29 protein-coding genes are annotated in these 26,393 nt (G+C 64.3%); 15 read left to right on the forward strand and 14 right to left on the reverse strand.

Annotated elements, in window-relative coordinates; all coding sequences use genetic code 11:
• The first annotated feature begins 6 nt into the window (after positions 1-6).
• Genes BLW25_RS07845 through BLW25_RS07855 form a run of 3 tightly spaced genes read left to right on the forward strand, consistent with a single transcriptional unit; the run spans position 7 to position 2,185 of the window.
• On the forward strand, positions 7-1,191 hold the full coding sequence (locus BLW25_RS07845) for a bifunctional 2-C-methyl-D-erythritol 4-phosphate cytidylyltransferase/2-C-methyl-D-erythritol 2,4-cyclodiphosphate synthase (protein ID WP_092897918.1): 1,185 nt from the start codon (positions 7-9) through the stop codon (positions 1,189-1,191).
• Positions 1,188-1,697 (forward strand): phosphatidylglycerophosphatase A family protein, encoded by a 510-nt coding sequence (locus BLW25_RS07850; RefSeq protein ID WP_171909508.1) that lies wholly within the window; start codon positions 1,188-1,190, stop codon positions 1,695-1,697. Before BLW25_RS07845 ends, BLW25_RS07850 begins: the two co-directional genes overlap by 4 nt.
• Positions 1,685-2,185, forward strand: coding sequence for a CinA family protein (locus BLW25_RS07855; RefSeq protein ID WP_092897920.1), 501 nt, complete (start codon positions 1,685-1,687; stop codon positions 2,183-2,185). The genes BLW25_RS07850 and BLW25_RS07855 overlap by 13 nt, the downstream gene beginning before the upstream one ends.
• 93 nt (positions 2,186-2,278) lie before the next feature.
• On the opposite strand, the gene BLW25_RS07860 is transcribed toward BLW25_RS07855, so the two are convergent.
• A complete protein-coding gene (locus BLW25_RS07860; protein ID WP_092897922.1) occupies positions 2,279-2,746 on the reverse strand; it encodes a type II toxin-antitoxin system RatA family toxin in 468 nt (155 codons plus the stop codon).
• Positions 2,747-2,989: 243 nt separating this feature from the next.
• On the opposite strand from BLW25_RS07860, the gene hpt reads away from it, so the two are divergent.
• The 3 genes from hpt (at position 2,990) to BLW25_RS07870 (ending at position 4,852) form a co-directional block, all read left to right on the forward strand.
• Complete coding sequence (hpt, locus tag BLW25_RS07865; RefSeq protein WP_253188539.1) at positions 2,990-3,505, forward strand: hypoxanthine phosphoribosyltransferase; 516 nt, start codon at positions 2,990-2,992, stop codon at positions 3,503-3,505.
• 182 nt (positions 3,506-3,687) lie between these two features.
• Positions 3,688-3,858, forward strand: coding sequence for a hypothetical protein (locus BLW25_RS24305; RefSeq protein ID WP_171909509.1), 171 nt, complete (start codon positions 3,688-3,690; stop codon positions 3,856-3,858).
• A 97-nt stretch (positions 3,859-3,955) separates the two neighbouring features.
• Complete coding sequence (locus tag BLW25_RS07870; RefSeq protein WP_171909601.1) at positions 3,956-4,852, forward strand: c-type cytochrome; 897 nt, start codon at positions 3,956-3,958, stop codon at positions 4,850-4,852.
• Between the two features lie 27 nt (positions 4,853-4,879).
• On the opposite strand, the gene lipA is transcribed toward BLW25_RS07870, so the two are convergent.
• Positions 4,880-5,830 carry a lipoyl synthase gene (gene lipA, locus BLW25_RS07875; protein WP_092897928.1) on the reverse strand — a complete coding sequence of 317 codons (951 nt, stop codon included), beginning with the start codon at positions 5,828-5,830 and terminating at the stop codon, positions 4,880-4,882.
• Between the two features lie 159 nt (positions 5,831-5,989).
• Here lipA and aqpZ point away from each other — a divergent pair, with 159 nt between their 5' ends.
• Positions 5,990-6,685, forward strand: coding sequence for an aquaporin Z (gene aqpZ, locus BLW25_RS07880; protein WP_092897930.1), 696 nt, complete (start codon positions 5,990-5,992; stop codon positions 6,683-6,685).
• A gap of 88 nt (positions 6,686-6,773) precedes the next feature.
• Here aqpZ and BLW25_RS07885 read toward each other — a convergent pair whose 3' ends face one another.
• Positions 6,774-7,952 (reverse strand): DUF6456 domain-containing protein, encoded by a 1,179-nt coding sequence (locus tag BLW25_RS07885; protein WP_092897932.1) that lies wholly within the window; start codon positions 7,950-7,952, stop codon positions 6,774-6,776.
• Positions 7,953-8,152: 200 nt separating this feature from the next.
• Between BLW25_RS07885 and BLW25_RS07890 the strand changes: the two genes are divergently transcribed.
• A complete protein-coding gene (locus tag BLW25_RS07890; protein ID WP_092897934.1) occupies positions 8,153-8,440 on the forward strand; it encodes a DUF6477 family protein in 288 nt (95 codons plus the stop codon).
• An 80-nt stretch (positions 8,441-8,520) separates the two neighbouring features.
• Positions 8,521-8,943 carry a GFA family protein gene (locus tag BLW25_RS07895; RefSeq protein ID WP_092897936.1) on the forward strand — a complete coding sequence of 141 codons (423 nt, stop codon included), beginning with the start codon at positions 8,521-8,523 and terminating at the stop codon, positions 8,941-8,943.
• Between the two features lie 69 nt (positions 8,944-9,012).
• Here BLW25_RS07895 and BLW25_RS07900 read toward each other — a convergent pair whose 3' ends face one another.
• Positions 9,013-10,554 (reverse strand): trimethylamine methyltransferase family protein, encoded by a 1,542-nt coding sequence (locus tag BLW25_RS07900; protein ID WP_092897938.1) that lies wholly within the window; start codon positions 10,552-10,554, stop codon positions 9,013-9,015.
• A gap of 194 nt (positions 10,555-10,748) precedes the next feature.
• Between BLW25_RS07900 and BLW25_RS07905 the strand changes: the two genes are divergently transcribed.
• From BLW25_RS07905 to BLW25_RS07920, 4 genes are all read left to right on the forward strand, one after another.
• A complete protein-coding gene (locus BLW25_RS07905) occupies positions 10,749-11,651 on the forward strand; it encodes a metal ABC transporter substrate-binding protein (protein WP_092897940.1) in 903 nt (300 codons plus the stop codon).
• An 82-nt stretch (positions 11,652-11,733) separates the two neighbouring features.
• Complete coding sequence (locus BLW25_RS07910) at positions 11,734-12,630, forward strand: manganese/iron ABC transporter ATP-binding protein (RefSeq protein WP_092897942.1); 897 nt, start codon at positions 11,734-11,736, stop codon at positions 12,628-12,630.
• A complete protein-coding gene (locus BLW25_RS07915; RefSeq protein ID WP_092897944.1) occupies positions 12,631-13,494 on the forward strand; it encodes a metal ABC transporter permease in 864 nt (287 codons plus the stop codon).
• Positions 13,491-14,327, forward strand: coding sequence for a metal ABC transporter permease (locus BLW25_RS07920; RefSeq protein WP_092897946.1), 837 nt, complete (start codon positions 13,491-13,493; stop codon positions 14,325-14,327). Before BLW25_RS07915 ends, BLW25_RS07920 begins: the two co-directional genes overlap by 4 nt.
• 69 nt (positions 14,328-14,396) lie before the next feature.
• Here the strand turns inward: BLW25_RS07920 and BLW25_RS07925 are convergent, their stop codons facing one another.
• Positions 14,397-14,642, reverse strand: coding sequence for a DUF2312 domain-containing protein (locus tag BLW25_RS07925; RefSeq protein WP_092897948.1), 246 nt, complete (start codon positions 14,640-14,642; stop codon positions 14,397-14,399).
• A 145-nt stretch (positions 14,643-14,787) separates the two neighbouring features.
• Here BLW25_RS07925 and BLW25_RS07930 point away from each other — a divergent pair, with 145 nt between their 5' ends.
• Positions 14,788-15,003, forward strand: a complete 216-nt coding sequence (locus tag BLW25_RS07930) for a hypothetical protein (protein WP_092897950.1) — start codon at positions 14,788-14,790, stop codon at positions 15,001-15,003.
• Positions 15,004-15,040: 37 nt separating this feature from the next.
• Here the strand turns inward: BLW25_RS07930 and BLW25_RS07935 are convergent, their stop codons facing one another.
• Both BLW25_RS07935 and BLW25_RS07940 read right to left on the reverse strand, forming a co-directional pair.
• Positions 15,041-16,966: an enoyl-CoA hydratase/isomerase family protein gene (locus tag BLW25_RS07935; RefSeq protein ID WP_143040471.1), complete on the reverse strand. Its 1,926-nt coding sequence runs from the start codon at positions 16,964-16,966 to the stop codon at positions 15,041-15,043.
• A gap of 293 nt (positions 16,967-17,259) precedes the next feature.
• On the reverse strand, positions 17,260-17,496 hold the full coding sequence (locus BLW25_RS07940) for a hypothetical protein (RefSeq protein ID WP_143040472.1): 237 nt from the start codon (positions 17,494-17,496) through the stop codon (positions 17,260-17,262).
• Positions 17,497-17,674: 178 nt separating this feature from the next.
• Between BLW25_RS07940 and BLW25_RS07945 the strand changes: the two genes are divergently transcribed.
• A complete protein-coding gene (locus BLW25_RS07945) occupies positions 17,675-18,112 on the forward strand; it encodes a protein tyrosine phosphatase family protein (protein ID WP_092897955.1) in 438 nt (145 codons plus the stop codon).
• 64 nt (positions 18,113-18,176) lie between these two features.
• On the opposite strand, the gene BLW25_RS07950 is transcribed toward BLW25_RS07945, so the two are convergent.
• The 7 genes from BLW25_RS07950 to BLW25_RS07980 all read right to left on the reverse strand — a co-directional run bounded on the left by BLW25_RS07950 (position 18,177) and on the right by BLW25_RS07980 (position 26,383).
• Positions 18,177-19,211 (reverse strand): flagellar motor switch protein FliM, encoded by a 1,035-nt coding sequence (locus BLW25_RS07950; RefSeq protein ID WP_092897956.1) that lies wholly within the window; start codon positions 19,209-19,211, stop codon positions 18,177-18,179.
• A 119-nt stretch (positions 19,212-19,330) separates the two neighbouring features.
• Positions 19,331-22,006 (reverse strand): ATP-binding protein, encoded by a 2,676-nt coding sequence (locus BLW25_RS07955; RefSeq protein WP_092897957.1) that lies wholly within the window; start codon positions 22,004-22,006, stop codon positions 19,331-19,333.
• Between the two features lie 7 nt (positions 22,007-22,013).
• Entirely contained in the window at positions 22,014-22,307 is a 294-nt protein-coding gene (locus BLW25_RS07960; protein WP_249495364.1) for a hypothetical protein, read from the reverse strand.
• A gap of 168 nt (positions 22,308-22,475) precedes the next feature.
• Complete coding sequence (locus BLW25_RS07965; RefSeq protein WP_092897959.1) at positions 22,476-22,898, reverse strand: response regulator transcription factor; 423 nt, start codon at positions 22,896-22,898, stop codon at positions 22,476-22,478.
• Positions 22,899-23,053: 155 nt separating this feature from the next.
• On the reverse strand, positions 23,054-24,355 hold the full coding sequence (locus BLW25_RS07970) for a helix-turn-helix transcriptional regulator (protein WP_092897961.1): 1,302 nt from the start codon (positions 24,353-24,355) through the stop codon (positions 23,054-23,056).
• Between the two features lie 74 nt (positions 24,356-24,429).
• Entirely contained in the window at positions 24,430-25,881 is a 1,452-nt protein-coding gene (gene hydA, locus BLW25_RS07975; RefSeq protein ID WP_092897963.1) for a dihydropyrimidinase, read from the reverse strand.
• 13 nt (positions 25,882-25,894) lie between these two features.
• Positions 25,895-26,383 carry a hypothetical protein gene (locus tag BLW25_RS07980; protein WP_092897965.1) on the reverse strand — a complete coding sequence of 163 codons (489 nt, stop codon included), beginning with the start codon at positions 26,381-26,383 and terminating at the stop codon, positions 25,895-25,897.
• Positions 26,384-26,393: the final 10 nt, after the last annotated feature.

The following is a 26,393-nucleotide window of genomic DNA, read 5'->3' on the forward strand; positions in this document are numbered from 1 at the left end:
TCACACATGTCGGAAGCCGGTCCGGCCAGCGCAAGTCCAAAGACGCTGGTGGTGATCACCGCCGCCGGGCGTGGGGTGCGGGCCGGTGGGGGCATGCCGAAGCAATGGCGTCTTCTCGCCGGAGAACCGGTGCTCGCCCATACGCTGCGCGCTTTTCAGGGCTTTGATCTGGCGTTGGTGATCCATCCCGATGACCGCGAGACCGCCGCCGGACTTGTCGCAGAAATCGCGCCGGGGGCGCATCTGGTCGAAGGTGGTGCCACGCGGGCCGGGTCGGTGCGCCGCGCGCTCGAAGCCATGGCGGGCCAGGGGTACAAAAGGGTACTGATCCAGGACGGCGCCCGGCCGCTGACCAGCCCCGCGCTGATCGCACGGATGCTTGCGGCCCTGGATCACAGCCCGGCCGCCGCCCCCGCGCTTGCGGTCAGCGATGCGCTCTGGCGGGGCGAAAGTGCGGTTGTGACCGGTCTCCAGCCTCGCGACGGGCTCTGGCGCGCGCAGACGCCCCAGGCCTTCCATTTCGATGCCATCCTCGCCGCCCATCGCGCCGACACGGCAGGCCAGGCCGCCGATGATGTCGAACTCGCCCTCGCATCCGGGCTGGAGGTCGCGATTGTCGAAGGCGAGGAAGACAATCTCAAACTCACCATCCCGCCGGATTTCCCCCGCGCGGAACAGATCCTCGCGCAACGGCGCGGAAAGGAAAGCACCATGGATATCCGCATGGGCAATGGCTTTGACGTCCATGCCTTCACCGAGGGCAATCATCTCTGGCTTTGTGGTGTAAAGATCCCGCATGACCACGCCCTGCTGGGTCATTCCGATGCTGATGTCGGGATGCATGCGCTGACAGATGCGATCTATGGCGCGCTGGCAGAAGGCGATATCGGCCGGCATTTCCCGCCTTCGGATCCGCAATGGAAGGGGGCTGCAAGCCATATCTTCCTGCGCCATGCCGTGGCGCTGGCCTCAGATCGCGGTTTCGCGATCTCGAATTGCGACGTGACCCTGATCTGTGAGCGCCCGAAGATCGGACCACATGCCGCATCCATGCAATCCGCCCTCGCGGCTATCATGGGCCTCGACGCAAGCCGGATCAGCGTCAAAGCAACCACCTCGGAGCGACTGGGCTTTACCGGTCGCGAAGAAGGTATAGCCTCCATTGCAACCGTGGTATTGGTGAAAGCATGATCAACCTGACTGCCACTTTCTTTGGCCTTGGCCATCTCCGCCCGGCTTCGGGCACCTGGGCCTCGCTGGCGGCGGCACTGCTGGCGCTGCTGGCGATGAACCAGGGGCTTTACTGGCTGGTGCCGGTGGGGGCGGTGCTGGCAACGCTGCTCGGCTTCTGGGCCGTGCCGCTTTACCTGCGGGGCACAACCGACACCGACCCGTCCGAGGTGGTGATTGACGAGGTCGCCGGCCAGTGGATCGCGCTGAGCTTCACCGCCATTCCGGCGATGAACCACAGCCTTGATATCGGGCTCTGGTGGGGCGCCTGGCCGGCCTGGGTCGTGCCTTTCCTGCTGTTCCGCCTTTTTGACATCTGGAAACCCTGGATCATCGGCCAGGCCGACCGGCGCCATGATGCCACCGGGGTGATGCTGGACGACGTCCTTGCAGGGCTGTTCGCCGGCATCGGATCGGTCGTCCTTGCCGGGCTTTATCATGCGGTGCTGCAGCCATGGCTGATGTGATCGCGCGCCTCGCCGAAGCCGTCCTGCAGGAGGCCCGCGCGCGCGGGCTCAGGATCGCCACAGCCGAAAGCTGCACCGGCGGCCTCGTATCGGCCGCGCTGACCGATATTCCCGGCTCCTCCGATGTCGTCGAATGCGGCTTCGTCACCTATTCCAATGAGGCGAAACAGACGATGCTCGGCGTGGATCAGCGCAGCCTCGCCCAATTCGGTGCCGTCAGCCAGGAGGTCGCGCGCGAAATGGCCGAAGGCGCGCTGCGCCAGTCCCGCGCCGGTCTCGCGGTCTCGGTCACCGGCATCGCCGGCCCCGGCGGCAGCGAGCATAAACCCGAAGGCCGGGTCTGTTTCGGCCTCGCCCGGACCGGTGGCACAACATTGACCGAGACCCGGGATTTCGGCGCCCTCGGCCGCAGCAATGTGCGCAGGGCCGCAACCGAATACGCGCTGCGCCTTCTCCATAACGCAGCTGCCCCGACGGCAAAGGCCTGATATCACAGAGCTGATCCGCTTAATGCTGACTTAAAACAGGCGCAGGCCCGTAAGGGCACGCATTTTACGCCTCAGCCCCGACAGATGCGTCAGCTACCCGCGCGAGCCGTAAAGCTCTGCCGCGCGCCGCTCGAACGCCCGCACGATCCGCTGCATCGCCTCGTTGAAAACCAGCCCGATCACGCCCTGCAAGATCGCATTGCGGAACTCGAAATCGACGAAGAACCCGACCTCCGAGCCGCCCTCCTCGAGATCGCGGAACTCCCAGGTCGACCGCAGATACCGGAACGGCCCGTCGATATATTCCGTCAGGATCCGCTTATCGCCGCCCAGCAGCGTGACCCGGCTGCCAAAGCGTTCGCGAAACACCTTGAACGAGATCACCAGATCGGCCTCGATCACAGTATCGCCCCCGGCGCCGCCCTCGACCGGCCGGCGCGATTTGATCCGTGCCGCCGCATTCCAGGGCAGAAATTTCGGATAACTTTCCACATCGGCGACGAGATCGAACATCTCTTGTGCCGACCAGGGCAATTTGCGGGTCTCTTGATGTCTGGGCATGTCTGATAATCTTGCGGATACACCCCCATCTCACCGCTCGACCGCCGGAATTCAACCCCATTGCGGGAGTTTCCGCTTTCCCCCACCCGCTTTCGGGGTGAAAAGAAATCATTCCGCCAGAACCGAGCGCCAGCCATGACCGATCCGACCAAAGCCCAGTCCACCACCAGGACCCCTGCCCGGGCCACTGCGCCCGGCCCGGCCCTCGAAACCCCGACGGGGCGACCCTATGTCATCGACCAGATGATCAGCCCCAAAGCGATTGCCGCGCGGATCGAGACGCTGGCGCGCGAAATCACCGCCGCCTATCAGGGAACCGAGAAGCTGGTCGTCGTCGGCCTGTTGCGCGGCTCTTTCGTCTTCATCGCAGATCTCGTGCGTGAGCTGGACCTGCCCGTCGAGGTCGATTTTCTCGAAGCCTCTTCTTATGGCAATTCGACGCAAAGCTCGCGCGAGGTCCGTATCCTCAAGGATCTGCGCGGCGAGATTCAGGGTCGCGATGTACTGGTGGTCGAGGATATCGTCGATACCGGCCATACCCTCACCCATGTGAAAAACCTGCTGATGTCGCGGCTGCCGCGCCGGCTTGAGATCTGTGCGCTGCTTGACAAGCCGTCGCGGCGCGAGGTGCCGATCCGCGCAACCTGGACCGGATTTGAGATCGCCGATGAGTTTGTCGTTGGGTATGGGATTGATTTTGCGCAGAGAAACCGAAACCTTCCCTATATTGGCAAGGTCAGATTCACCGACAGCGCCTGAGCATTGCCCACAGATTCTCGGCGAGGTCAGCTGTTCGGACGAGGGGCACTCCTCTGTGCAACGTGACCTGCGCTGTTTCGGTCCTGCCAGCCGCCACTCCGGGGGAATTTCCCGGTACCTGAAGTGAAGCGCGTCCTGTTTGCCTCCCGCAACAGGGCGAATACCGCGATAAGGGGGTGTCGATGAATATCACCGTCTGGCTGTTGCGTGCCAAACGCTGGGTGCAGAACCCGCCGCCGATGAAGCGGGTGCTGCTGGTGCTGGGCGTGATCGCCGCCTGTCTCGCCTTTGCGGCATTTGAATGGATCTGGGGCTGGCCGGACTGGCTCCGGGTGAACAGGATGCGGTTCTGAGGGCCGGAGAAAACGCGCTGACAAACGGCGCTGAGCGGTCCAGGATGGGGGAAAGCCAGCCCGGAAAGGCAAGCCGATGCCACGAGCCCCTCATCCCCTGCGCCGTGCCGCGCTGATCCTTGCGTCAGGCGCCGCGCTTGCGGCAGCCGCGCTGATATGGGCCACTTTGCCCGCCCCCCTTTCGGCCAATGCCATGGACGGGCTTTCCGGTGATGCCGAAGCCGGGCGGCTGGTCTTCCTCGCCACCGGCTGCGCTTCCTGCCATCTTGCACCCGGGCAGGAGAACAGCGCCGATGACAGGCCGGTCCTGGCCGGGGGGCAGGCCTTCGTATCGCAGTTCGGCACATTCTATGCGCCAAATATCAGCCAGGACAGGCAGCATGGCATCGGTGCCTGGTCGGCCCTTGATCTTGCCAATGCACTGACAAGGGGTGTCTCGCGCGGCGGCGAACATCTCTACCCGGCGCTGCCTTACGCCTCATATGCAAAGCTCACCCTGCAGGATGTGGCCGACCTTGACGCCTGGCTGAAAACGCTGCCCGCCGATCCGTCGCCCAGCCAGAACCATGACCTAGGCTTTCCGTTCAGCCAGCGCTGGCTGCTGGGCGGCTGGAAGCTTCTGTTCCTGCGCAAGGATTGGGTGGTGACCGGCGATCTGACGCCTGAGGAAGAACGCGGCCGCTATATTGGCGAGGCCATGGCGCATTGCGGCGAATGCCATACACCGCGCAACCTTTTCGGGGCGATGGACCGCTCGCGCTGGCTTGCGGGTGCGCCAAATCCCTCGGGGCGCGGGCAGATCCCGAACATCACCCCCGCCGCCCTCGACTGGAGCGCGGAGGAAATCGCCGATTATCTGACCACCGGCTTCACCCCGGATTATGATTCCGTCGGCGGCCATATGGCGCATGTGGTCGAGAATTTCGCCCGTCTGCCCCCGGAAGAGGCGGCAGCCGTCGCGGCCTGGCTGAAAAAGGTCGCGCCGGCAGAGTGAGCCGCCCAAAGGCGGCCCGGGCCAGGCTCAGGCCTGGCCGAGTTTTTCCATCCGCGCCTGGCGCAATTGCGCGAAATCATCGCCCGCATGATAGGAAGACCGCGTCAGCGGCGTGGCCGAGACCATCAGGAAGCCCTTGTTCCAGGCCGATTTCTCATAGGCCTTGAAATCCTCCGGCGTGACGAATTCCGCAACACGGTGATGTTTCGGGGTCGGTTGCAGATACTGGCCCACGGTCAGGAAATCGATATCGGCCGAGCGCATATCATCCATCACCTGCAAGACCTGGGGCCGGGTCTCGCCAAGACCGACCATGATCCCCGATTTGGTAAACATCGTCGGATCAAGCTCTTTCACCCGCTGCAAAAGCCGCAGGGAGTGGAAGTAGCGCGCGCCGGGACGGACCTCATGGTAAAGCGCCGGCACGGTTTCGAGATTGTGGTTGAAAACATCGGGCCGCGCCTCGACCACTTTCTCCAGCGCCGAGGGCGCGCATTTCAGGAAGTCGGGCGTCAGGATCTCGATCGTGGTATCCGGCGAGCGGTGCCGCACGGCGCGGATGGTCTGAGCGAAATGCTCCGCGCCGCCATCTTCCAGATCGTCCCGGTCAACGCTGGTGATCACAACATGGTTCAGCCCGAGCTTCGAGACCGCATGGGCCACCCGGCCCGGCTCGAACGCATCAAGGTTTTGCGGCTTGCCAGTCGCCACATTGCAAAAGGTGCAACCACGGGTGCAGATCTCGCCCATGATCATCATGGTGGCGTGACCCTGGCTCCAGCATTCGCCGACATTGGGGCAGCCCGCTTCCTCACAAACCGTCACCAGACGGTTTTCCTTCATGATGTCGCGGGTCTTTTTATACCCTTCCGAATTCGGCGCCCGGACCCGGATCCAGGACGGTTTTTTCGGCTGCTCCTGATCGGGGCGATGCGCCTTTTCGGGGTGACGCTGATCGGGGATCTTCAGATCGCGCATGGGCTGACCTCTGGAATTTTTCCCCCTTTTCCGGGGATCACCCCAGACATAAGCTGAGACAGGCTCCAAGGCAACGGATAGTGCATATACACATCCCCGGAGCCGCCTGACCAGTATCCGCCGGGGAATTTTCACCCGGCACTGTCACCCGGAGGGACAATGTCTAAACAATTTACTGCCGAAGTCATCGGCACATTCATCCTCGTTTTCTTTGGCTGTGGCGCGGCGGTGATCGCCGGCGCTGATGGCACAACCGGTGTGGGCCTGACCGGCATCTCGCTGGCATTCGGCCTCTCGATCGTCGCCGCCGCCTATGGCATCGGCGCGATCTCGGGCGCACATCTTAACCCGGCGGTCAGCCTTGGCATATTGCTTGCGGGCAAGATGACGCCCGGCGCCTTCATCACTTATGTGATCGCCCAGCTCGCCGGCGCCATCCTCGGCGCGGCAGTGCTTTACCTGATCATGACCGGCAAAACCGGCTTCACGCTTGGCGAATACGGGCTCGGCTCGAACGGCTATGGCGAGAATTATCTGGGCAAATACAACCTGACCTCGGCACTGATCTTCGAAATCGTGGCGACCTTCCTCTTTGTCACGGTGATCCTTGGCGCGACCCATCCCGGCGCATCGACCATCCTTGCCGGGCTTGCCATCGGCATGACCCTGACCGGGATCCACCTTGTCGGCATCCAGATCACCGGCGTTTCGGTGAATCCGGCCCGCTCGGTCGGCCCGGCACTGTTTGCCGGCGGCGCCGCGCTGAGCCAGCTCTGGGTCTTTATCATAGCCCCTCTGGTGGGGGGTGCCCTGGCCGGCGTCGTGCATGCGGCCGGCCTGACGCGCGCAGACTGACCTGCGCGGATGAACTGCAACTGCGCGCCCTGAAAAGGGCGCGCATCTTTATCCCATTCCCGCCCTCTGGCGGGTCAGGCCCAGAGCCTCAGCCGATCAGCGGGCCCGACCGGCCATAGGTCTCATCATAATGCCGGCGGAGCCTGAGCAGCGCGATCCGGAGCACGATCTTCCCCGACCGTGCCGCCCAGCCCATGCGGCGCTCGGCACTTTCGACGCCTTCGAGAAAACAACAGACCCTGAGGGCAATATCGCCAAGCCCCGGCCCAAGATCGCGCAAGGCGAGCGCCACCCGATCCCGCGCCCGGCCCGGCCCCTCGGCCAGCCCGCTGTCCCCGCGAAAGCCGCCCCGGTCACTGCCGGTCAGGAACCTCTCCCAGTTCTGCGCCACGCGCGGCCCCATCTGTGCAAGTTCAAAGTCCTCGCGCAGCCGCTCGGCCGCCGCCACCAGATCCGCGGTCAGAAACAGCTCGCCATTTTTCTCGCGCCGCCGCCCCAGCACCGCAACCGGGCTTTCCGCGATGTTAAACCGCATCCGGCGCGGGCCTTCCGGGGTCTGCACCTCCCGCTCGGCAAAGACGCGATGCTGATCGGCAAAAGGTGTCGCCGCCTCGGCCATACCCGGCTGCACCTCCTCGTCCCCCATCAGCCGGCGCAGCGCCGCCCGCCCCGCCTGGGTGATGCCATAGGTCGAGATCCGCCCGCTTTTGCGGCACGAGATCCAGTCCTTGAGGCAAAAGGCCTGGGCGACCGTACGCTCCAGTACCGCTGTCCTGACCGCGCGCCCATCGGGAAACTCCCGCAGGACCGCCGCCTTGTCCATATCGTCGGCAAAGGCCAGCAGCGCGCCTTGTTCTGCCAGGCGGCGCAGGATGCGGCGCGCCTCGCGGTCGAGTTCGCTTTCATCGGGAAGCGTTGCGCGCATCGGCGGGACGGCTTTGGTGCGGCGGGCGGCTTCTTGCGGAATATGGGATGTCATCGCGGGGATTACCTCCTGGCGGACCGGATTGGGGGAAAACCGCGCCGCCCGGCTGAGCTGGCTGAGTGCCGCATCCATCAGCGGATCATCGCGACGGCACTCATAGCGGCGGACCTGGCGCATCACGGTCGAGGCATGCACCCCCCGTTCGCGCGCCAGCGCCCTGAGTGAGATCCCCTCTTCGGTGTGACCGAGATAAAGCCTGATCTGATCCGGAATCCAGGCCGGCAGGCAGACCGGGAACTGGGACGCGCTGGCTGGGCTTTCAAAATCTCTGATCTGTTGCATGTTCAGGTCTGAATATCCGGCTGGTGCTGAATGCAGCTTAGGGGATCGTGGTTACTCAGATGTTAACTGGTTACGATTTGTCGATAATGGTAACCAAAAGCTAAACAGCCCCTTCCCGGGCGCGCGCCGGTTTTCAGGCCTGCGCAACGCCGGGATTATCCGGGACAGACTGCCCTTCTCACCCGCTGAAGGAGCCATGAATGTCCGATACCCGCACCAGCCTCTCTGAAATCCGCCGCCCCGGAATCCTGATGCGCGCGGTCCGGTTTGCCTTGGCCGATTACCACCGGCCCAGTGCGCTGAAGCGCTTTGCCCCGGAAGAAAACCACCCCGAGCGTATTGTCTCGAAGCTGTTTGAGACCGAGGCGCGGATCGAGGAAATCCGCCAGAGCGGCGCGTCTACCTATTCGATCTGCGACCATATCGAGGTGCTCGCAGCTCTCGTGGCCGAGTGCCGGCTTTTGCAACCGCGGACAGCCGCCGGCTGAAATCCCCTCCCTGGATTTCCCGGCGGTCTTGTGGCCGTTACTGCCGGGACATAGGCTCTCACCACTTCAGGGAGGGGCAAATGAGCCAGAAAACAGAGGATTTCAGCGCAGCCTGTCATTGCGGCACTGTCCGCTTCCGGCTGCGTCTGACCGGGGGCTTCGCTTCGATCCGCCGCTGCACCTGTTCTTATTGCCGGATGCGCGGTGCGGTCGCCGTCTCGGCCGGTCTCGGTGACATCGCGTTTGTGGCAGGCGAAGACAATCTCACGCTCTACCAGTTCAACACCGGCACCGCGAAACATTACTTCTGCAAAACCTGCGGCATCTACACCCATCATCAGCGCCGCTCGAATACCGATCAATACGGCGTCAATGTCGCCTGTATCGAAGGGGTCAGCCCGTTTGACTTCCGCGAGATCCCGGTGAGCGACGGCATAAGCCATCCGAGCGATACCGGGGGCACAACGCGGCGTGCGGGTGTGCTTCGCTTTGATCCTGACTGAGCCGTTCTGACCGAAAAAGGCCCCGCTCTGTTGCCAGGGCGGGGCCAATTGTTTCGAATTGGGAAACTGTTACATGAAGGCGTCGGGCATCTCTGCCTTGCGTTTCGCGACATAGTCATCCAGCGCCTCGCGCTTTGCCACGTCGAGTTCCGGCGCCACATAATCCGCCAGCATCTTCTTAACCTTCAGCGAAGCAAGCGTTGCGGTATCGCGGGCGCCCTCTTCTTCCCAGGTCTCGAACGGCTTGTAATCCAGCACATCCGAGCGCCAGAAAGCGGTCTTGAAATTGGCCTGGGTATGGGCGCAGCCAAGGTAATGGCCGCCCGGACCGACCTCGCGGATCGCATCCAGCGCCTGGGCGTTTTCGTCCACCGCAACGCCTTTGGCGATGCCATGCAACGCGCCCAGCTGATCGGCATCCATCACGAATTTCTCGTAGGAGGAGACCAGCCCGCCTTCCAGCCAGCCACAGGCATGGAGCATGAAGTTCACACCCGCGAGCAACCCCATATTGAGGCTGTTCGAGGTCTCATAGGCCGCCTGCGCATCGGGGAGTTTCGAGCCGCAGAACGAACCGGCGGAACGATACGGCAGCCCCAGACGGCGGACCAGCTGACCGGCGCCATAGGTGATATGTGCGGCCTCGGGCGTGCCGAAGGTCGGCGCGCCGGAATTCATGTCGATCGAGGTCACAAACGCCCCCGCAATCACCGGCGAGCCTGCCCGCACCAGCTGGCTGTAGGCCACACCGGCAAGGATCTCGGCCAGCACCTGGGTCAGCGTGCCAGCGACCGTCACCGGCGCCATCGCGCCACCGACGATGAAGGGCGAGACAATCGAGGCCTGGTTATTGGCCGCATAGACCTCAAGCGCGCCCATCATGATGCCGTCAAAGGTCATCGGCGAGTTGATGTTGATCAGCGAGGTCATCACCGTGTTCTGGTCGACGAAATCATCGCCGAACAGGATCTTCGACATATCGACCGAATCCTGCGCCCGCGAGGGTTCCGTGACGGACCCCATATAGGGCTTGTCAGACAGTGTCATATGCGCGTGCAGCATATCGAAATGGCGTTTGTTCACCGGGATATCGGTCGGCTCGCAAACCGTTCCGCCGGAATGGTGCAGCCATTTCGACATATAGCCCAGCTTCACGAAATTCTGGAAATCCGCGATGGTCGCGTAACGGCGGCCACCTTCCAGATCGCGGACGAAGGGCGGGCCGTAAACCGGTGCCAGCACAAGGTTTTTGCCGCCAATCTCGACACTGCGCTCGGGGTTGCGGGCATGCTGGGTGAAAGTCGCGGGGGCAGTCGAACAAAGCTTGCGCGCAAGGCCGCGCGGGATATGCACACGCTCGCCGCGCACATCGGCACCGGCCTCGCGCCAGCGCACGAGGGCTGCCGGATTCTCCACGAAATTGACGCCGATCTCTTCTAGAATCGTCTCGGCGTTATATTCGATGATCTGAAGCGCCTCTTCATTCAGCACTTCGAAATTCGGGATGTTGCGGCTGATGAATTTCGCCGTCTCGAAGCTGACAGCCGTGCGTTCCGCGCGCCGTGCCGCGCCGCCACCCCGCGCCCGACGACCCTCGATCACTTCCGACATCTTATCCTCCTGAACGGCTCTGAACCGGAAATACTCCTGCCCGAAGTTTCACCGCTTCGGGTTTGCGGCGCTTTTGTGCCGTTTGCGACATTTGCAGCGCACGACAGCGACAGCCCCCGGGATCCCACGCAAATCAGCAGTTGACAGTTGAGAATGATTTGCATTTACATCTAACCATGCCGAGAGGAGAAATAATGCAAGCCTGGCTGAAAACCCCGACCACCGCCCTCGCCGCCCTTCTTTTGACCACCGGACTGGCCTTCGCCGGAGACAAACTGAAAGTCGTCACCACCTTCACCGTGATCGCCGATATGGCGCAGCATGTGGCGGGGGATGCCGCCGATGTGGTCTCGGTCACCCGCCCCGGCGCCGAGATCCATGGCTATGAGCCGACCCCGCAGGATCTGGTCCGCGCGATGGATGCCGATCTGATCCTGTGGAACGGGCTGAATCTGGAACTCTGGTTCGCGGGTTTTCTGGAAAACCTCGGTGACCTGCCTTCGGCCACGCTGACCGACGGGATTGATCCGATTGCGGTCTCATCGGGATCCTATCAGGGCAAAGCCAATCCGCATGCCTGGATGGGTCTGGATAATGCACTGATCTATATCGACAATATCGAAAAGGCCCTCACAGAGCACGACCCGGATAATGCCGCGACCTATGCCGCCAATGCTACGGCCTATAAGGCAGAGATGAAGGCCGCGATCGAGCCGCTGCGTGCCCGCATCGCCGCCAATCCCGAAGACAAACGCTGGCTGGTGACCTGCGAAGGCGCGTTTTCCTACCTCGCCCGCGATTTCGGCATGAAAGAGCTGTATCTCTGGCCTATGAATGCCGATCAGATGGGCACGCCGCAGCAGGTCCGCGCGGTGGTGGACGGGGTTAAAGAGCACCATATCCCGGTCGTCTTCTGCGAAAGCACCGTCAATACCGCCCCCGCCGAACAGGTCGCGCGCGAGACCGGCGCCTCTTATGGCGGCGTGCTTTATGTCGACAGTCTTTCCACCGCAGATGGCCCGGTCCCGACCTATCTCGACCTGCTGAAAGTCACAGCAGAGACCATCGCCATCGGGCTTGAGAGCAGCCCCAACTGAGACCCATTCTCAAAAACACTTCTCTGCCGCGGTTTCCCGTGGCAGAGTTCCCTTAATTCCAGCTGAGAAAGCCCTTCCTATCATGCCGCAGACCCCAGACCCCCGGACAAAGGCCACAGCAGCCGATGATCCGGGTGGTGGCATCACCGCGCAGGATGTGACGGTCACCTATCGCAACGGCCATACCGCGCTCAGGAATGCTACTTTCGGGATCCCGCGCGGCACCGTCACCGCGCTGGTCGGCGTGAACGGTGCCGGGAAATCCACGCTTTTCAAAGCGATCATGGGGTTCGTGCCGGTTGCGAAAGGACAGATCAGCCTGCTTGGCCGTTCGGTCCGCGAGGCGCTGAAACAGAACCTTGTCGCCTATGTGCCGCAATCCGAAGAGGTCGACTGGTCCTTCCCCGTCCTCGTCGAGGATGTGGTGATGATGGGCCGCTATGGTCATATGGGGTTCCTGCGCATCCCGTCTGCGGCGGATCGCGCGGCGGTCGACCAGGCGCTTTCGCGGGTGAATATGCTGGATTACCGCCACCGCCAGATCGGCGAGCTGTCAGGTGGCCAGAAAAAACGCGTCTTTCTGGCCCGCGCCCTGGCGCAGGATGGCCAGGTGATCCTGCTTGACGAGCCCTTTACCGGCGTTGACGTCAAGACCGAGGAACAGATCATCACCCTTCTGCGCGAACTGCGCGATGAAGGCCGCGTGATGCTGGTCTCGACCCATAACCTCGGCTCGGTGCCGGAATTCTGCGACCGCGTCGTGCTGGTCAGGGGCACGGTACTCGCCTATGGCCTGACGGCCGATACCTTCACCCATGACAATCTCGAAGAGGCATTTGGCGGCGTGTTGCGCCGTTTCACCCTTTCGGGCGATCAACTGCATGACGATGACGACCCGCGCCATGTCTCGATCCTGACCGATGATGAACGGCCGCTGGTGCAATATGGCCATGAGACCCGCACGCGGGAGGGTCGCTGAATGGAGATCCTCTGGGAGCCGTTCACCTATTCCTACATGCTTACTGCGATGTGGGTCTCGGCGCTTGTCGGCGGGGTATGCGCCTTTCTCTCGGCCTATCTCATGCTGAAAGGCTGGTCTCTGATCGGCGATGCGCTTTCGCATTCGGTCGTGCCCGGGGTGGCCGGCGCCTATATGCTGGGGCTGCCCTTCGCGCTTGGCGCCTTTCTCTCGGGCGGGCTCGCGGCGCTCGCCATGCTGTTTCTCTCAGACCGGAGCGGGCTGAAATCAGACGTGGTGATCGGGCTGATCTTCACCGCGTTTTTCGGGCTGGGCCTGTTCATGGTGTCCCTGAACCCGATGGCGGTCTCGATCCAGACGATCACCATGGGCAATATCCTCGCCATCACGCCCGAAGACACGCTGCAACTGGCGGTGATCGGCTTTGTGACGCTGGCGGTCCTGCTGATGAAATGGAAAGACCTGATGGTGGTGTTCTTTGACGAAAACCACGCGCGCTCTGTCGGGCTGCATCCGGGGTTTCTGAAAGGCGTTTTCTTCACATTGCTGTCGGCCTCGGTTGTGGCGGCGATGCAGACGGTCGGCGCATTTCTGGTGATCGCACTTGTCGTGACGCCCGGAGCCACCGCCTGGCTGATCTGTGACCGCTTTGGCCGGCTGATCGTGCTGTCGGTTGCCATCGGCACCGTGACCAGCTTTGTCGGCGCCTATGTCAGCTATTTCCTCGATGGCGCGACCGGAGGCGTGATCGTCTGCCTGCAGACCGCGATCTTCCTTCTCGTTTTCATCTTCGCCCCGAAACACGGGCTTCTGGCAACGAAACGCCGCGCTGCCGCTGCCCTGCGCGAGGAGGACGCGATATGATCGAGACGTTTCTCTTGCCGTTCCAGTTTCCCTTCATGCAAAAGGCTTTCCTGATTTCCGCTATGATTTCAGTGCCCTGCGCGCTTCTGTCCTGCTTTCTTGTTCTGAAGGGCTGGGCTCTGATGGGGGATGCGGTCAGCCATGCCGTGCTGCCGGGGATTGTGCTGGCCTATATCTGGGGCTTTCCGCTGATCATCGGCGCCTTTGCCGCCGGCATGTTCACCTCGGTCGCGACTGGCTGGCTGTCGGAAAACAGCCGCATCAAGCCTGACACCATCATGGGTGTGGTGTTTTCCGGCATGTTTGCCGCCGGGATCGTGCTTTACACCTCGATCGAGAGCGACGCGCATCTCGACCATATCCTGTTCGGGAATATGCTGAGGGTCAGTGTCCAGGATCTCTGGACCGCCGGGCTGATCGCCGGCTTCGTGACGCTGGCGCTGGTGGTAAGCTGGAAAGACCTGATGCTGCAGGCTTTCGATCCGGCTCAGGCGCGGGCCTCGGGGCTCAGGGTCGGGATGCTGCATTACGGGCTGCTTGCAGTTCTGTCGCTGACCATCGTCGCGACGCTGTCGGCAACCGGGCTGATCCTGGCGGTGGGCCTTCTGATCGCGCCCGGCGCTATCGCCTTCCTGCTGGTGCGCCGCTTCGGCCAGATGCTGGTCGTGGCCTGCATCGCCTGCTTCACCGCGATGATGACCGGGATCTGGGCAAGTTTCTGGCTTGATGCCTCGCCCGCCGCCACCATCATCCTGGTGCTGACCGCGATGTTCCTCGCCGCCTTTTTCCGGCGCAGCCTGCAAATCCGCGCCCAAAGCCGCGCTGCGATCTGAAACCAGCGCCGCAGTGCGAAATGAAAACGGGGGCCACTGGCCCCCGTTTTCATATTCCGCATGCGCTGCTCAGTTCATCCCGAGCGCGGTCATATAGACTTCGAGGATCGCATCCGCTTCCTGGCGCTCCTCGGCATCCTGCTTGCGCAGGGATACGATCTTGCGCAGCGCCTTGGTGTCAAAGCCCCGGCCCTTGGCCTCGGCATAGACCTCTTTCAGCTGCTCGGCGATGTCCTTCTTTTCGGCTTCGTACTGTTCGATCCGCTCGATCAGCTGACGCAGCTCATCGGCGGTCACATTGAAGGCGTCGTTCATTCCTGCTCTCCGCTTTATGCTTTGCCCGACAGATACCCTGCCGGGGCCGCCGATTTCAAGCGCTGCCGCCCGCTCTTGCGACCCCTCTTGCGCGAAAGCCCGCCAGCGTTTAGCCAGCATCCCGCAGCACATGGCGGAGCTTTCAATGCCCTATCTGATCTGGCCCGGCGCCTTCCTGTCGCTTCTTGGCGTCTTCGGCCTGCTCTGGTGCATCCTGCGCGGGCTGAAAATCCGCCGCTCGGGCGCCACGGATGAACAGATGCGCAGCGAGCTGCAAAAACTTTTCGCGGTGAATTTCGGCGCGCTTGGCCTTTCGGTGCTGGGCCTCGCAATGGTGATCATGGGCATTTCGCTCGGCTGATCAGTCGCAGGGCCGGCCCGCTGAACGGGGCGCAGACTTATGCCGCCGACCGCCCCTTCGAGACCAGCCGGTCCAGGGACGGATGCGGCGTCCAGACCGGATCATCCTCCTGCCAGCGGCGCAGATCGCTGCGCAGCACCATAGCGCCCCGCTCCTCCGCCAGATGCATCGGCCCCCCGCGCCAGCGCGGGAAGGCATGCCCCTGCACCATCAGAAAATCCACCGCAGCCGGCCCTGATGCCGCACCATCCGCAATCTGCCGGTAGCCTTCATTCGCCAGCGCCGCCAGCCAGCGCCGGATCACCTCTTCGGCAGCCATACCGCGCATGGCGACCTCAGACCCCGGCTCCGGCAAATCCGGCATCGCCTGGCCAAAGCCTTCCAGCGCCGTCGCAATCAGCCGGCGCGGCACGCCCATCGCAAGCATCCGCGACAGCGCCGCCTGACCGCTTGCCGCAACGCGGCGCCCGACCTGCGGCAGGGTGCCGCTGAGCACCGGCTGCAGGCCGAAACTGCGCATCAGCCGCCAGAGCCCGCCCATCGACACCGGCCCCGCCACGCCACCGGTGCTGATCTCGCAGACCCGCCCGGACGGCGCGATGGTCAGGCCTGCGCGCCCGCCCCCCCCGCCAATCACCAGATGCAGCATCGCCGGGTATTGCCGGGCCAGGCCATCCGCCACGGCCCCAGGCCGCGCATGGACCACCAGCCCCGCCTGCGCCAGCGCCCCGGCCGGCTGCCCTGTCTCAAACCGCAGGAAGTCGGCGTCACGCTGCGCCTGGCTCAGCCGGCCCGAGCGTGTCTCGGCCTCCAGCCGCTCGCGCACCCAGGCAGCGATCCGCTCCAGCGACGCCGCGTCACCACCACCCTCCGGCCCGGCCCAGATCACCCGGAGGCCCCGGCCAAGCGCCAGCAGCGCCAGCGCCGCCAGCTGCGGGCCAGCCCCGGTCAGCCCAAGGGTCCGGATCTCGGCACCGCCACTGCCAGCCACGCCCGGTGGCAAAATATGCGCCGCCCGTTCGGCCCGCGCGGCGGCGATCAGCCCCCTGCATTCCCCGGTGGCCAGCAGATCATCGAAGACCACCGCCTCCAGCGCAAAACCGTTTTCCGGCGGCAAATAAAGCGCGGCCTCAATGCAGTCGACGATCCGCGCCGGAGCCGGCATCGGATTGCGCGCCAGATCGCGCCGCGCCCGGGCGATGGTCGCGCCAAATGCCGTGCTGTCGCGGATCCCGTCCTCGCGGGCAATCACCGGCGCCGGGGCGGGCATCCGCGCCGCAAGTGCAATCGCCGCCGGAACGGGGTCGCCCTCGGTCACATGATCGGCGAGGCCGATGGCCAGCGCCTGATCGGCGTCGAGCGGTGTCGCATTCAAAAGCAGCGAGATCGCCTCATCCGGCCCGGTCAGCCGCGGCAGACGCTGGCTGCTGCCGGCCATGGGCGAAAGGCCCAGCCCGGCCTCGGGGAACTGGATCCGCGCATCGATCGCCATGATCCGCGCGTGACAGGCCAGCGCCAGCTCTGCCCCCGGCCCGGTGGCGCGACCGGAAATCGCCGCCACCACCGGCGCGGGATAAAAATCGATCTGTCGGCAAATTCCGGCCAGCGAGGGATTGCCCTCGAGGAGCGCAGCGCCGGCCTCGACTAGGGTTGCCGAAGGAAACGCGCCTGCGGCACCGGCAATCACCACCGGGCGGGCGCCGCCGGCCCGTGTCTCTCCAGCACTGCATTCGACCGCGAGCGCTGCCGCAAGCGCCGCCCGCACCTCCCGGGTCAGGCCATTCAGGGGCGGATGGCCGATCTCCAGCAAAAGCACGCGCCCGTCTGGCCCGACAAGGCTTTGCTGAACCGGTGCCGCCGCTGTGCCCGCAACGGCATTGTCCGGCGCCGCCGTTTCATGCGCGTCAGCTGCATATCTGGCAGAACCGCTGCCCGCAGTCCCACTCCCCTCAACCCGAGTCATGCCCCCGCCTTCACCCGTCACTCTATGGCGTGCAAGTTAACAGGACATTCCGGTTGCTTGACAAGAGCTTACCCTGATTATCCGGCAAGCTCCTGCAAGCGCGGGCCCTGGCCCGCCGGAGCTCTGGCCTCCCGGGCTCTTCCACAACCAGGGCCATGGCCGCGTTTTTGCCTCCAGATATTGAGACATCCTGGCAGATCGCGCCCGGACCCCATAGCGGCTCTGCCGGGGTCAACAAAGGTCTGCCCTCGCGAAAGGCCCACCAGAAACAACCGTTGCCGGGTCGGAGAATGTCACACCGGCATATTGTCGAAACTTTGTTCGATTTCCTCTTCTTCGCGCAGGCGCCGCGCCTCGCGTTGCATCAGACTCTCGCGCCCGCAGCTGTCGGGCAAGGCCGTAAAGCGATGCGCCAGGGCCTGAAGCTCTGCAAGTGTCGCGTTCAGATCCTGCAAAGCGCCGTCCTGAGCAAGCCTGACTGCCTTCCGCGTCAGATGCTGCAATCGCGAAAATCGGTTGTAAATTTCCATGGCCGTTCCTCCTCCGGCTGCCGGTACTTCCGGGCTGATCTTGCTCAGATTCTCTTTCCCGACCATGATCCAGATCAGGATCACGCCGCTTTTCACCTGCTGCTGCGCCCCGCATCGGGGCTTTTCCCCCGCCGCTCTGCGGAGTAGGCTGCGGCAGAATTTCCGAAGGGACGTCAAGATGGATATCCGCCCGCTCAGTGAAACCTATGCCGTTTCGCCCCAGATCGCCCTTGAGGACCTTGAGGCGATCAGGGATGCCGGCTATCGCGCAGTGATCGACAACCGCCCCGATGCCGAGATCCCCGACGAGCTTCATACCGGGGCAATGCGCGCGCAGGCCGAGGCGCTTGGCCTTGCATTTTTTGCCAATCCGGTGATCGGAGGCGCGCTGACGATGCAGAATGTCACGGCCCAGGCCGAAGCAATTGCCGCAGCGCCGGGCCCGGTCCTCGCCTATTGCGCCAGCGGCAACCGATCCTCGATCGTCTGGGCCCTGTCCCAGGCTGGCACGCGGCCTGCGGCCGAACTGATCGCCGCTGCCGCGCAACATGGCTATCAGCTGGCCCATCTTGCCCCGCAGATCGAGGCACTTGCCGCGCAAAAATCCGCGAGCTGAGATACTGGAGCCGGGGGGCTGGTGGGATCGCGCAACCCTTCCGATGCCGCTCCGGGCCAGCCGCTCAGGCCGGGACACGGATATCAAACCCTTCGCCCAATCCCGTGTCCGGCCCGAAACCGGGATCGGGCGCAGGCCCCTGTTCCATCGGAAAGCCGGCCGGGAAGTCCAAAGATCCAACGGCGGTCTCTGATGGCGAATCCCGCCCGACGGCCATGTCAGAGCCACCGGTTTCAACCTCCCTCCCCGGCATCGCAACAGCGCTGATCCGCAGCGCACGATAGCCATTTTGCTGCCCGAGACGCGCCGCCGCCACCGCCCGCCCGTCAATCCCATGCAGGCTGATCTTCGCGATACTGGCATCGTTCAGTGCCAGAAACTGCCCCGGCTCCAGCTGCATCACTTCATTGAGCGTCAGCATCCGCCGCCCCAGCACGGCCTGCAATTCGCATTCTGTCTGCCCCAGATCCGCAGCAAATCCCTCAGACCCCGGCGTATTGGCAGAGGCCTCGGCGACCGGGGCCCCGGTCAGCGGCAAAGCGAGCAATATCTCACCGCTGCGCCTGCCATCCGCCAGCGAAAGCACGGCACTCATCAGATGATAGGGCTGATCATCGAGCAAAAGCCCGATGCTGCGGGCGTCATCGAGCTGTGATGCAAAACGGAGCCCGGCCTCCACCCGTCGGTCCGGCAGATCGCGGACCAGGAAGTCGAATCGTGCCAGCGCCCGGTCAAGCACCGGCGAGATCATCGCGGCATCAGTCCGGGTCGGACGCCGCGCCCCCGGCGGACCCGCGCCGATACGACCGATCGTCTGCATCTCGATCAGCGAGGCCGTGAGATCAGGCGACAGCGCCGCCACCCCCATCGCGCCACCCGGCCCGTCCAGCAGCGCAATCAGCGCGCGTTCAGCCGGCAGCTCCGGCAGTTCCGCCAGATCGCAGGGCCGCGATGTCAGGGTCGTGGTCTCGGCCGGCAACCCCGCCCCTTCACGCAAAGCCCGCGCCAGCGCCAGCCGCCAGGCCTGATCAACCAGCGCATGGGGCCGGGCCTGTTCCTCATGCGCGGGGCGGAGTTTGCGGCGCAGGATCTCGCTCATGGCAATGCTTCCCGTTCTGTCCAGGCAGCGCCATTCTGGCCGCGAGAATGTTTGCGCAAAGTTAACGGGACAGAGAAAATCGTCTAAAATCCGCTGCCAGCGCCGCACTGCCTGGTTTTTCAGCCCGGCTCGATCCGAAGCGGCAGCACCACGCGGAATGCCGCCCCGCCCTGACCCGGAAGATAGTCGATCGTGCCGCCCAGATTGGTCACGATCTCGCGGCAGATCGCGAGGCCAAGCCCGGCTCCCGAGGCCCGCGCCTCACCGGGAAGGCGCCAGAATTTTTCGAACACCATGGATTGCAGCGCCTTGGGAATGCCCTTCCCATTATCCGCGACATCGACCCGCACCCGCCCGGCCCTGACCCGCACCGCGATGCGGATGCGCGGATGGCTCGAATCGCAATATTTGCGCGCATTGGCGATCAGATTGATGAACACCTGCGTCAGCCGGTCCGCATCGGTCCGCATCCAGACGGATTCGGCGACCTGGTCACGGATGAATTCGATATCGCGCTCTGGCTTGACCTTTTCGGTCGCAAGGATCGAACGGTCGATCAGATCGCGCATACTCACAAGGCTGACGGAGAGCTGCACCTTGCCGCTTTCCAGCACCGAAAGATCCAGGAGGTCATCGAGCAGCCGGGTCAGCCGTACCGCCTCATCGCGGATGATCCCGCCCGAGCGCGCCACAGTGCCGACCGGCAGGTCGCCCTCGGCGAGGATCTCGGAAAAGGCGCGGATCGAGGTCATCGGCGTGCGCAGCTCATGGCTGATCTGCGACAGGAAGGCGTCTTTCTGCACCGACAGCGCGGTCAGCTTTTCATTCGCCTCGCGCAATGCCGTTGCGGTGCGGGCAAGTTCGAAACGCTGTTCCTCTAGCTGGGCGGAATGTTCCATCAGCTGCGCGGATTCGCGCGCGACCACCATCAGATCCTCGACCGTGACCGTATCCAGGCCAACCAGTTTCGAGATCATCGCATGGGCGGTGGCCGCCCCGATAGAGCCCGCAAGCCGTTCTTCCAGCGCCGCCAGAAAGGCCGGGGTCGGGTCGGGCAGCATCGACTCGCTCTTGCCCTGGTCGCGGGCGGCGCGCTCGAACAGGCCCTGCGCCTCTTCTTCGCCCATGATGCGCTGCGTCATCATCAGGAGCGCCTCTGGTTCCGCCTCGCCACGCGCCCAGCGTTGCGGGCCGACAGGGCCATCAAAGACATTTACGAAAGCGGCGCTTTGCAACCTCTCGACCGGGCCGGGGAAACTGAGGATCGAGGCGGCGCAGAGGGCTGCGGTATTGGCGATCAGCGACCAGAACAGCGCATGGACCAGCGGGTCCATCACCTCGGTCCCGAACATGGCATTGGGCCGCAGCCAGCTCAGACCCCAGGGCCCGGCCTGCAGCACCGATGCCGGCAGGATCGCATCGCCGAAAGACGGCAGGAACAGGCAATAGGCCCAGAGTGTAAAGCCCGTCGCCAGCCCGAGGAGCGCGCCCGTCCGCGTGGCGCCGCGCCAGAAGATGCCGCCGATCATCGCCGGCAGGAATTGTGCAACCCCCGCGAAAGAGATCAGCCCGATCTCGGCCAGCGCCCCGGAGCCGCCCGAAAGCCGGTAATAGCCCAGCCCAAGCGCGAGAACGAGCGCGATGGAAAGCCTGCGCGCGGTCAGCACCAGCGAGCGCACATCTTCGGAAATTGCGCCCGACCGGCGCAGCCTCAGCCAGGTCGGGATCACGATATGGTTCGACACCATCGTCGCGAGCGCAATCGCCTCGACAATCACCATCGAGGTTGCGGAGGAGAACCCGCCAAGGAAGGCGAGCATCGCAAGCCCGCCCTGCCCTTCGGCCAGAGGCAATGTCAGGACAAACATATCCGGGTTAGATCCCGCAGGCAGCCTTTCGATCCCCATGACGGCGATGGGAATGATGAAAAGGCTCATCGCCAGCAGATAGGCCGGAAAGGCCCAGGAGGCGCGGGCAAGCTGGCGGTCATCGGAATTCTCGACCACGATGACCTGGAACATGCGCGGCAGGCAGATCACTGCGGCGCCTGCAAGAAACAGGATCGCGGTCCAACGCCCCGGTTGCAGCTGCCAGTCATGGAGGGACGAGGCATCGATTTTGGCCATGATCCCCGAGACACCGCCCGCAAGGCCCCAGACCACGAAACAGCCGACCGCGATCAGCGCGACCAGCTTCACCACGGCCTCGACCGCGATGGCAGTGACGATCCCGGTATGCTGCTCTTTCGCATCCAGATTGCGGGTGCCGAAGAGGATGGTGAAAAGCGCAAGCCCTGCCGCCACCCAGATCGCGGTCTGACCAGCGCCCGGGCGGGCCTCGCCCGGGGCGGCGCTCGCGAAAACCTCGAAGGCCAGCACCACCGATTGCAGCTGCAGCGCGATATAGGGTGTCACCGCGACAATCGCGATCACCGTGACCAGCACGCCAAGCGAGTTCGACTTGCCATAGCGCGACGAGATCAGATCGGCGATCGAGGTCAGCCGCTGCTGGCGCCCGATATAGACGAGTTTGCGCAAGATCCACCACCAGCCGATGAAGACCAGCGTTGGCCCCAGATAGATGGTGATGAATTCCAGCCCCGACCGCGCGCCGTATCCCACCGCGCCGTAAAAGGTCCAGGCGGTGCAATAGATCGACAAAGACAGCGTATAGACCAAGGGCGAGCGCAGCCAGCCGAGCTTGCCCTGCCCCGAGCGGCGTTCCACGAGGAATGCGACGGCAAAGAGGAAGATCACATAGGCGAGGCAGGAGGCAACCAGCAGGTTGAAGGACATCAGGGGATCAGCCTTCTTCCTCGTCGCCCGTCAGGACGCCGGGACGCGCGGCATCCGGGCGCGGCGCGTCGGGGCGCGCGAGGCCCGGTGCCAGCACGGCGGCAGCAAGGATCAGCAAGGCCCAGGTCACAAAGAACCAGATCACATCCGAGGACAGGAGCCGGTTTCCATCACCGCCCGCGGGCGTCCAGAGGATCGGCAGGATCATCAGAAAGGCCCCCGCCACCGGCAACAGCCGCGCGGCATCGCGCAGCCGGCGGCGGCGATAGGGGATGCGGCCCAGAAAAAGCGGCCGCCTCACGCGAGACCTGCCATATCGGCCGGGCGGACCCTGCGCGGCGGACAAGGACGCTGCGCGATGCGGCAGCAGACAGGGCGCGACCCCGCCTGGCAACGGCACCCGCTTTCGGCAGAACCAGAAACAGAACCGGGCCCGGGGCGCAACAGATGTGCAAACCCTGCGGCGACATTATGGGGTGACATTGCCGGACTCCGCCCCGGCCCGGCCGGCTATGTCGCCAGCCCCGGTCAGGCTGCGCACCTCGGCCACGATCTCGGCATTCGAAAAGGGTTTGGTCATGAAACGCGTCGCCCCCGCGCGTTCGGCGGCCTCGCGGTCGCGCGGCAGGCCCTTGGCGGTCAGCATCAGAACCGGGACCCCTGCCGTCACCGGATCGGCGCGCAGGGCCGTCAGCACCTCGATCCCGGAAAGCCCGGGCAGCATATGGTCAAGGATCACAAGGCCTGGCTGCAGCCTTCGCGCGATCTGGGCCGCATCGCGGCCTTCGGCATGGTGGATCACCTCCCAGCCGGCGCGCGACAGGATGAACTGGATCGCCTCGGCGATATTCGGTTCATCTTCGACCAGCAGCACCTTGCGGCTGTTTTCCATGCCCGTCCCCCGCCTTTCTTCCGCCCCGTTCAACCGCCTGTGACGCGGCGCTCCCGGCCCTCCCGGTTCCGGACACCTGGCCCGGAACGCCAGTATCTTATGATTTTCCTGCCCCTGTCAAAAGGCGATCTCGCGCTGCATTGCGGCAAGAGGGTTCAACCGGGGCGTGCCGCGCCGCGCTGCGGCTTTGCCGCCGCGGCCGGCGCGGACCCAAGAATCGAGGGCTCGCGGCGTGCGGGACAGGCCTCGCGCGGGCAAATGCGGCAGGTGGTTCCCGCCGCAATCGGCGCCTGGTCGGCCGGTGGCGCCGGATCCGGCAGGATCAGCATAGCCGCCTCGCGCAGCTCCGGCCCTGCAAAGCCCCAGGGCAGCCGCGCCTCGCACCAGGCAAGACAGAGAAACCGCCCGCCGCCGGGCTGCGGCATCTCAACCACCGCCCGGACCGGCTGGCCAGGGCGTGCCAGCGCCGCAAACAGCGGCCAGAGCGGACAGGCCGCCCCATAGCGCGGCGGCGAAAACCCTGGCACTGGCTTGCGAAACAAGAGCGTCCCCGACGCATCACAGACCACCAGCCCGGCGTCAGAACCGGGCCGGAAGGCAATGCGCCGCATCGCAGCATGAACCGGCACCCCGAATCTGGCGGCAATCAGCGCCGGATCGCCCCCCGCCGCCAGCGCCTTGCGCAACCCCGCCTCGGGGATCATCGCGATGTCCTTTTGCGCCTGGCCTGTCCAGGCCCGCGCCAGTGCCCGCGCCTCGCGCCCCTGGATCTGATCGGGTGCCGCCTCATCCGGCAGCGTCCAGCCGATCCGCGCCAGCCAGGCCTCCAGTTCATCCTGGGGGGCGACGGCGACGCTCTCCGGCTCCTCCCCGGAATGGTCCAGCCAGGAGACCAGGGCTTCGGCGCCATCCACGAGACGTTCGCTGTCCTGATGCAGGTTCAGGTGAAAGCGGCGCTGCCAGTCGGGGCTGAGATCCTCGGTCTCGACCAGAATCCCCGCCGTCGCCCGGACCGCCGACAGCGCCGATAACAGCTCATGCAGGGCCGCCGAAAGATGTGGGTCATGACCCAGCCGGTCATTCAGCGCCGCCATCCCCTGCCTGAGCCCCGCGATATGGGTCTGTAGATCGGCAATCAGCTGCGCCCAGCCGGGATAGCGCCCGGCAAGTTCGCCTGCCCGGTCTGCCTCGGCGCCCGACCCCGGAAAACTCGCCGCCGCCGCGCGCAATTCCGCCACCAGCGCGCCGGGATCCCGCTCGGAAAACTCCTCCGGCGCAAGATCAAGCGCTTGTGCGAGCCGCTCCAGCACCTCCGGAGTTACATTGCGGCGGTTATGTTCGATGAGGTTCAGATAGGAGGGCGAGATCCCCGCCGCCCGGCTGAGATCGCCCTGCCGCATCCCCGCCGCAATGCGCCGCTCCCGCAGGCGGGTGCCGATCAGAGGGGCGCGTGACATGGGAACTCCGGGCGGGGCTTGCGACAGGCTCGCCCGGAGAATTTACAGCGCGGTGAAAACTTTACAACCGAGGCTTACACACCCGTGACCGGAATGCCGCCGCGCTGCACCGGGCGTGGTGCGGTAAGATCTTTCCACTGCGTATAGGCGCGGCTGACCGACCCGCGCGGGTCGCGGGCGACGAATTTGCCATGCCCCTCGGCAGAGGTCAGCACGCCATCCGTCACAGCCACATGCCCGCGCGACAGAACATAACGCGGCCCACCGATGACCTCCTGCCCCTCGAAGACATTGTAATCAATGGCCGATTGCTGGCTTGCAGCCGAAATCGTTTTCGTCTTTTCGGGATCCCAGACCACCAGATCGGCATCGGCCCCGACCAGCACTGCGCCCTTCTTCGGGTAGCAGTTCAGGATCTTGGCGATATTCGTGGAGGTCAGCGCGACAAATTCGTTCATCGTGATCCGCCCGGTCCGCACCCCATGGGTCCAGAGCATCGAAAGCCGGTCTTCAAGCCCGCCGGTGCCATTGGGGATCTTTGTGAAATCGCCCAACCCCGTGCGTTTCTGCGCGGTGGTGAACGCGCAGTGATCGGTCGCGACGCAGGACAGAGATCCCGAGGAAAGCCCCGCCCAGAGACTGTCCTGATGCCGTTTGTTCCTGAACGGAGGCGACATCACGCGCCGCGCGGCATGGTCCCAATCCTGGTTGAAATACTCGTTCTCATCCAGCGTCAGATGCTGGACCAGTGGCTCGCCCCAGACACGTTGCCCGGCCTGGCGCGCCCGGCGGATCGCCTCATGCGCCTCTTCGCAGGAGACATGCACGATATAGACCGGTACCCCCGCCATATCGGCGATCATGATGGCCCGATTGGTGGCCTCACCCTCGACCGCCGGGGGCCGCGAATAGGCATGGCCCTCCGGCCCGGTGGTGCCGGCGGCCATGAGTTTCGTCTGCAATTCCGCGACGAGATCGCCGTTTTCGGCATGTACAAACGGGATCGCGCCCAGATCGGCGCAACGCGAGAATGACGCGAACATCTCGTCGTCATTCACCATCAGCGCGCCCTTATAGGCCATGAAATGCTTGAACGAGTTGATGCCGCGATCTGCGACCTCTTTCATCTCGTCAAAGACCTGCTCGCTCCACCAGGTCACCGCCATATGGAACGAATAGTCGCAATGCGCCCGCGCGCCCTTGTTATCCCAGAGCTTCAGCGCATCCATCAGCCCCTGGCCCGGCGCGGGCAGCGCGAAATCGACGACCATCGTGGTGCCGCCCGCCAGCGCGGCGCGGGTGCCGGAGTCGAAGTCATCCGCCGTATAGGTGCCCATGAACGGCATTTCGAGATGGGTATGCGGATCAATGCCGCCCGGCATCACATAGCAGCCGGTGGCGTCAAGAACCTTGTCGCCCTTCAGCCCATGCCCGATGGCAATGATCTGCCCCGCCTCGATCAGCACATCCGAAACATAGCTCAGATCCGCCGTTACGATGGTGCCGCCTTTGATGACCGTGCTCATGATCTTCTCCCTGTTATTGTCCCGCACATACCGGATCGGCCAGCGCCTCGCGCAGCCCCCCGGCAGCGAAATCGAATTCGGTTCCGACCTCTTCGCCCCTGACAGAGAGGATGACGCCGGCGCTGTTTTGCAGCCGCTCCACCGAGTCCGGGCCAAGCGCGGTGAAATAGCTGCCGCCGGCATAGGGCATCTCGTTCAGGTCGATACTGTCGCCATCGGCAAGGCCAAGGCGCGCGGTGATCGTGCTGCCAAAGGCCGCTTCGCCTGCGGCAGAATAGCGGATGGTGCGATTGCCGCCCTCATCGGTCCAGCAGGAAAGATAGAGCCCGTTCCCGACCCCATCGCGCAAATAGGCTTCGGAGAATTCGGCCTCGGAGCGCTCGACCACGACCGGGCGCGAGCCGCCGCCATCCGCCAGATATTGCAGCTGCCAGCCTTCCGCCGCCGCGGCCGTGCCCATAACAGCCAGCAGCGCCGCAAGGATCACCGGAGAAGAAGTCATGTCTCAGCCT

Source organism: Rhodobacter sp. 24-YEA-8, from assembly GCF_900105075.1.
Taxonomy (GTDB): Bacteria; Pseudomonadota; Alphaproteobacteria; order Rhodobacterales; family Rhodobacteraceae; genus Pseudogemmobacter.

Excerpts from the sequence above, each read along its gene's own strand:
- BLW25_RS07845 (WP_092897918.1), top strand. The coding sequence starts at position 7 with ATGTCGGAAGCCGGTCCGGCCAGCGCAAGTCCAAAGACGCTGGTGGTG.
- aqpZ (WP_092897930.1), top strand. The coding sequence starts at position 5,990 with ATGTCTAAACAATTTACTGCCGAAGTCATCGGCACATTCATCCTCGTT.
- BLW25_RS07920 (WP_092897946.1), top strand. The coding sequence starts at position 13,491 with ATGATCGAGACGTTTCTCTTGCCGTTCCAGTTTCCCTTCATGCAAAAG.
- BLW25_RS07925 (WP_092897948.1), bottom strand. The coding sequence starts at position 14,642 with ATGAACGACGCCTTCAATGTGACCGCCGATGAGCTGCGTCAGCTGATC.
- BLW25_RS07850 (WP_171909508.1), top strand. The coding sequence starts at position 1,188 with ATGATCAACCTGACTGCCACTTTCTTTGGCCTTGGCCATCTCCGCCCG.
- BLW25_RS07900 (WP_092897938.1), bottom strand. The coding sequence starts at position 10,554 with ATGTCGGAAGTGATCGAGGGTCGTCGGGCGCGGGGTGGCGGCGCGGCA.
- BLW25_RS07980 (WP_092897965.1), bottom strand. The coding sequence starts at position 26,383 with ATGACTTCTTCTCCGGTGATCCTTGCGGCGCTGCTGGCTGTTATGGGC.
- BLW25_RS07860 (WP_092897922.1), bottom strand. The coding sequence starts at position 2,746 with ATGCCCAGACATCAAGAGACCCGCAAATTGCCCTGGTCGGCACAAGAG.
- BLW25_RS07910 (WP_092897942.1), top strand. The coding sequence starts at position 11,734 with ATGCCGCAGACCCCAGACCCCCGGACAAAGGCCACAGCAGCCGATGAT.
- hydA (WP_092897963.1), bottom strand. The coding sequence starts at position 25,881 with ATGAGCACGGTCATCAAAGGCGGCACCATCGTAACGGCGGATCTGAGC.
- BLW25_RS07945 (WP_092897955.1), top strand. The coding sequence starts at position 17,675 with ATGGATATCCGCCCGCTCAGTGAAACCTATGCCGTTTCGCCCCAGATC.
- BLW25_RS07905 (WP_092897940.1), top strand. The coding sequence starts at position 10,749 with ATGCAAGCCTGGCTGAAAACCCCGACCACCGCCCTCGCCGCCCTTCTT.
- BLW25_RS07970 (WP_092897961.1), bottom strand. The coding sequence starts at position 24,355 with ATGTCACGCGCCCCTCTGATCGGCACCCGCCTGCGGGAGCGGCGCATT.
- BLW25_RS07890 (WP_092897934.1), top strand. The coding sequence starts at position 8,153 with ATGTCCGATACCCGCACCAGCCTCTCTGAAATCCGCCGCCCCGGAATC.
- BLW25_RS07885 (WP_092897932.1), bottom strand. The coding sequence starts at position 7,952 with ATGCAACAGATCAGAGATTTTGAAAGCCCAGCCAGCGCGTCCCAGTTC.
- BLW25_RS24305 (WP_171909509.1), top strand. The coding sequence starts at position 3,688 with ATGAATATCACCGTCTGGCTGTTGCGTGCCAAACGCTGGGTGCAGAAC.
- BLW25_RS07915 (WP_092897944.1), top strand. The coding sequence starts at position 12,631 with ATGGAGATCCTCTGGGAGCCGTTCACCTATTCCTACATGCTTACTGCG.
- BLW25_RS07855 (WP_092897920.1), top strand. The coding sequence starts at position 1,685 with ATGGCTGATGTGATCGCGCGCCTCGCCGAAGCCGTCCTGCAGGAGGCC.
- BLW25_RS07940 (WP_143040472.1), bottom strand. The coding sequence starts at position 17,496 with ATGGAAATTTACAACCGATTTTCGCGATTGCAGCATCTGACGCGGAAG.
- BLW25_RS07935 (WP_143040471.1), bottom strand. The coding sequence starts at position 16,966 with ATGACTCGGGTTGAGGGGAGTGGGACTGCGGGCAGCGGTTCTGCCAGA.
- BLW25_RS07930 (WP_092897950.1), top strand. The coding sequence starts at position 14,788 with ATGCCCTATCTGATCTGGCCCGGCGCCTTCCTGTCGCTTCTTGGCGTC.
- lipA (WP_092897928.1), bottom strand. The coding sequence starts at position 5,830 with ATGCGCGATCTGAAGATCCCCGATCAGCGTCACCCCGAAAAGGCGCAT.
- BLW25_RS07895 (WP_092897936.1), top strand. The coding sequence starts at position 8,521 with ATGAGCCAGAAAACAGAGGATTTCAGCGCAGCCTGTCATTGCGGCACT.
- BLW25_RS07955 (WP_092897957.1), bottom strand. The coding sequence starts at position 22,006 with ATGTCCTTCAACCTGCTGGTTGCCTCCTGCCTCGCCTATGTGATCTTC.
- BLW25_RS07965 (WP_092897959.1), bottom strand. The coding sequence starts at position 22,898 with ATGGAAAACAGCCGCAAGGTGCTGCTGGTCGAAGATGAACCGAATATC.
- hpt (WP_253188539.1), top strand. The coding sequence starts at position 2,990 with ATGATCAGCCCCAAAGCGATTGCCGCGCGGATCGAGACGCTGGCGCGC.
- BLW25_RS07950 (WP_092897956.1), bottom strand. The coding sequence starts at position 19,211 with ATGAGCGAGATCCTGCGCCGCAAACTCCGCCCCGCGCATGAGGAACAG.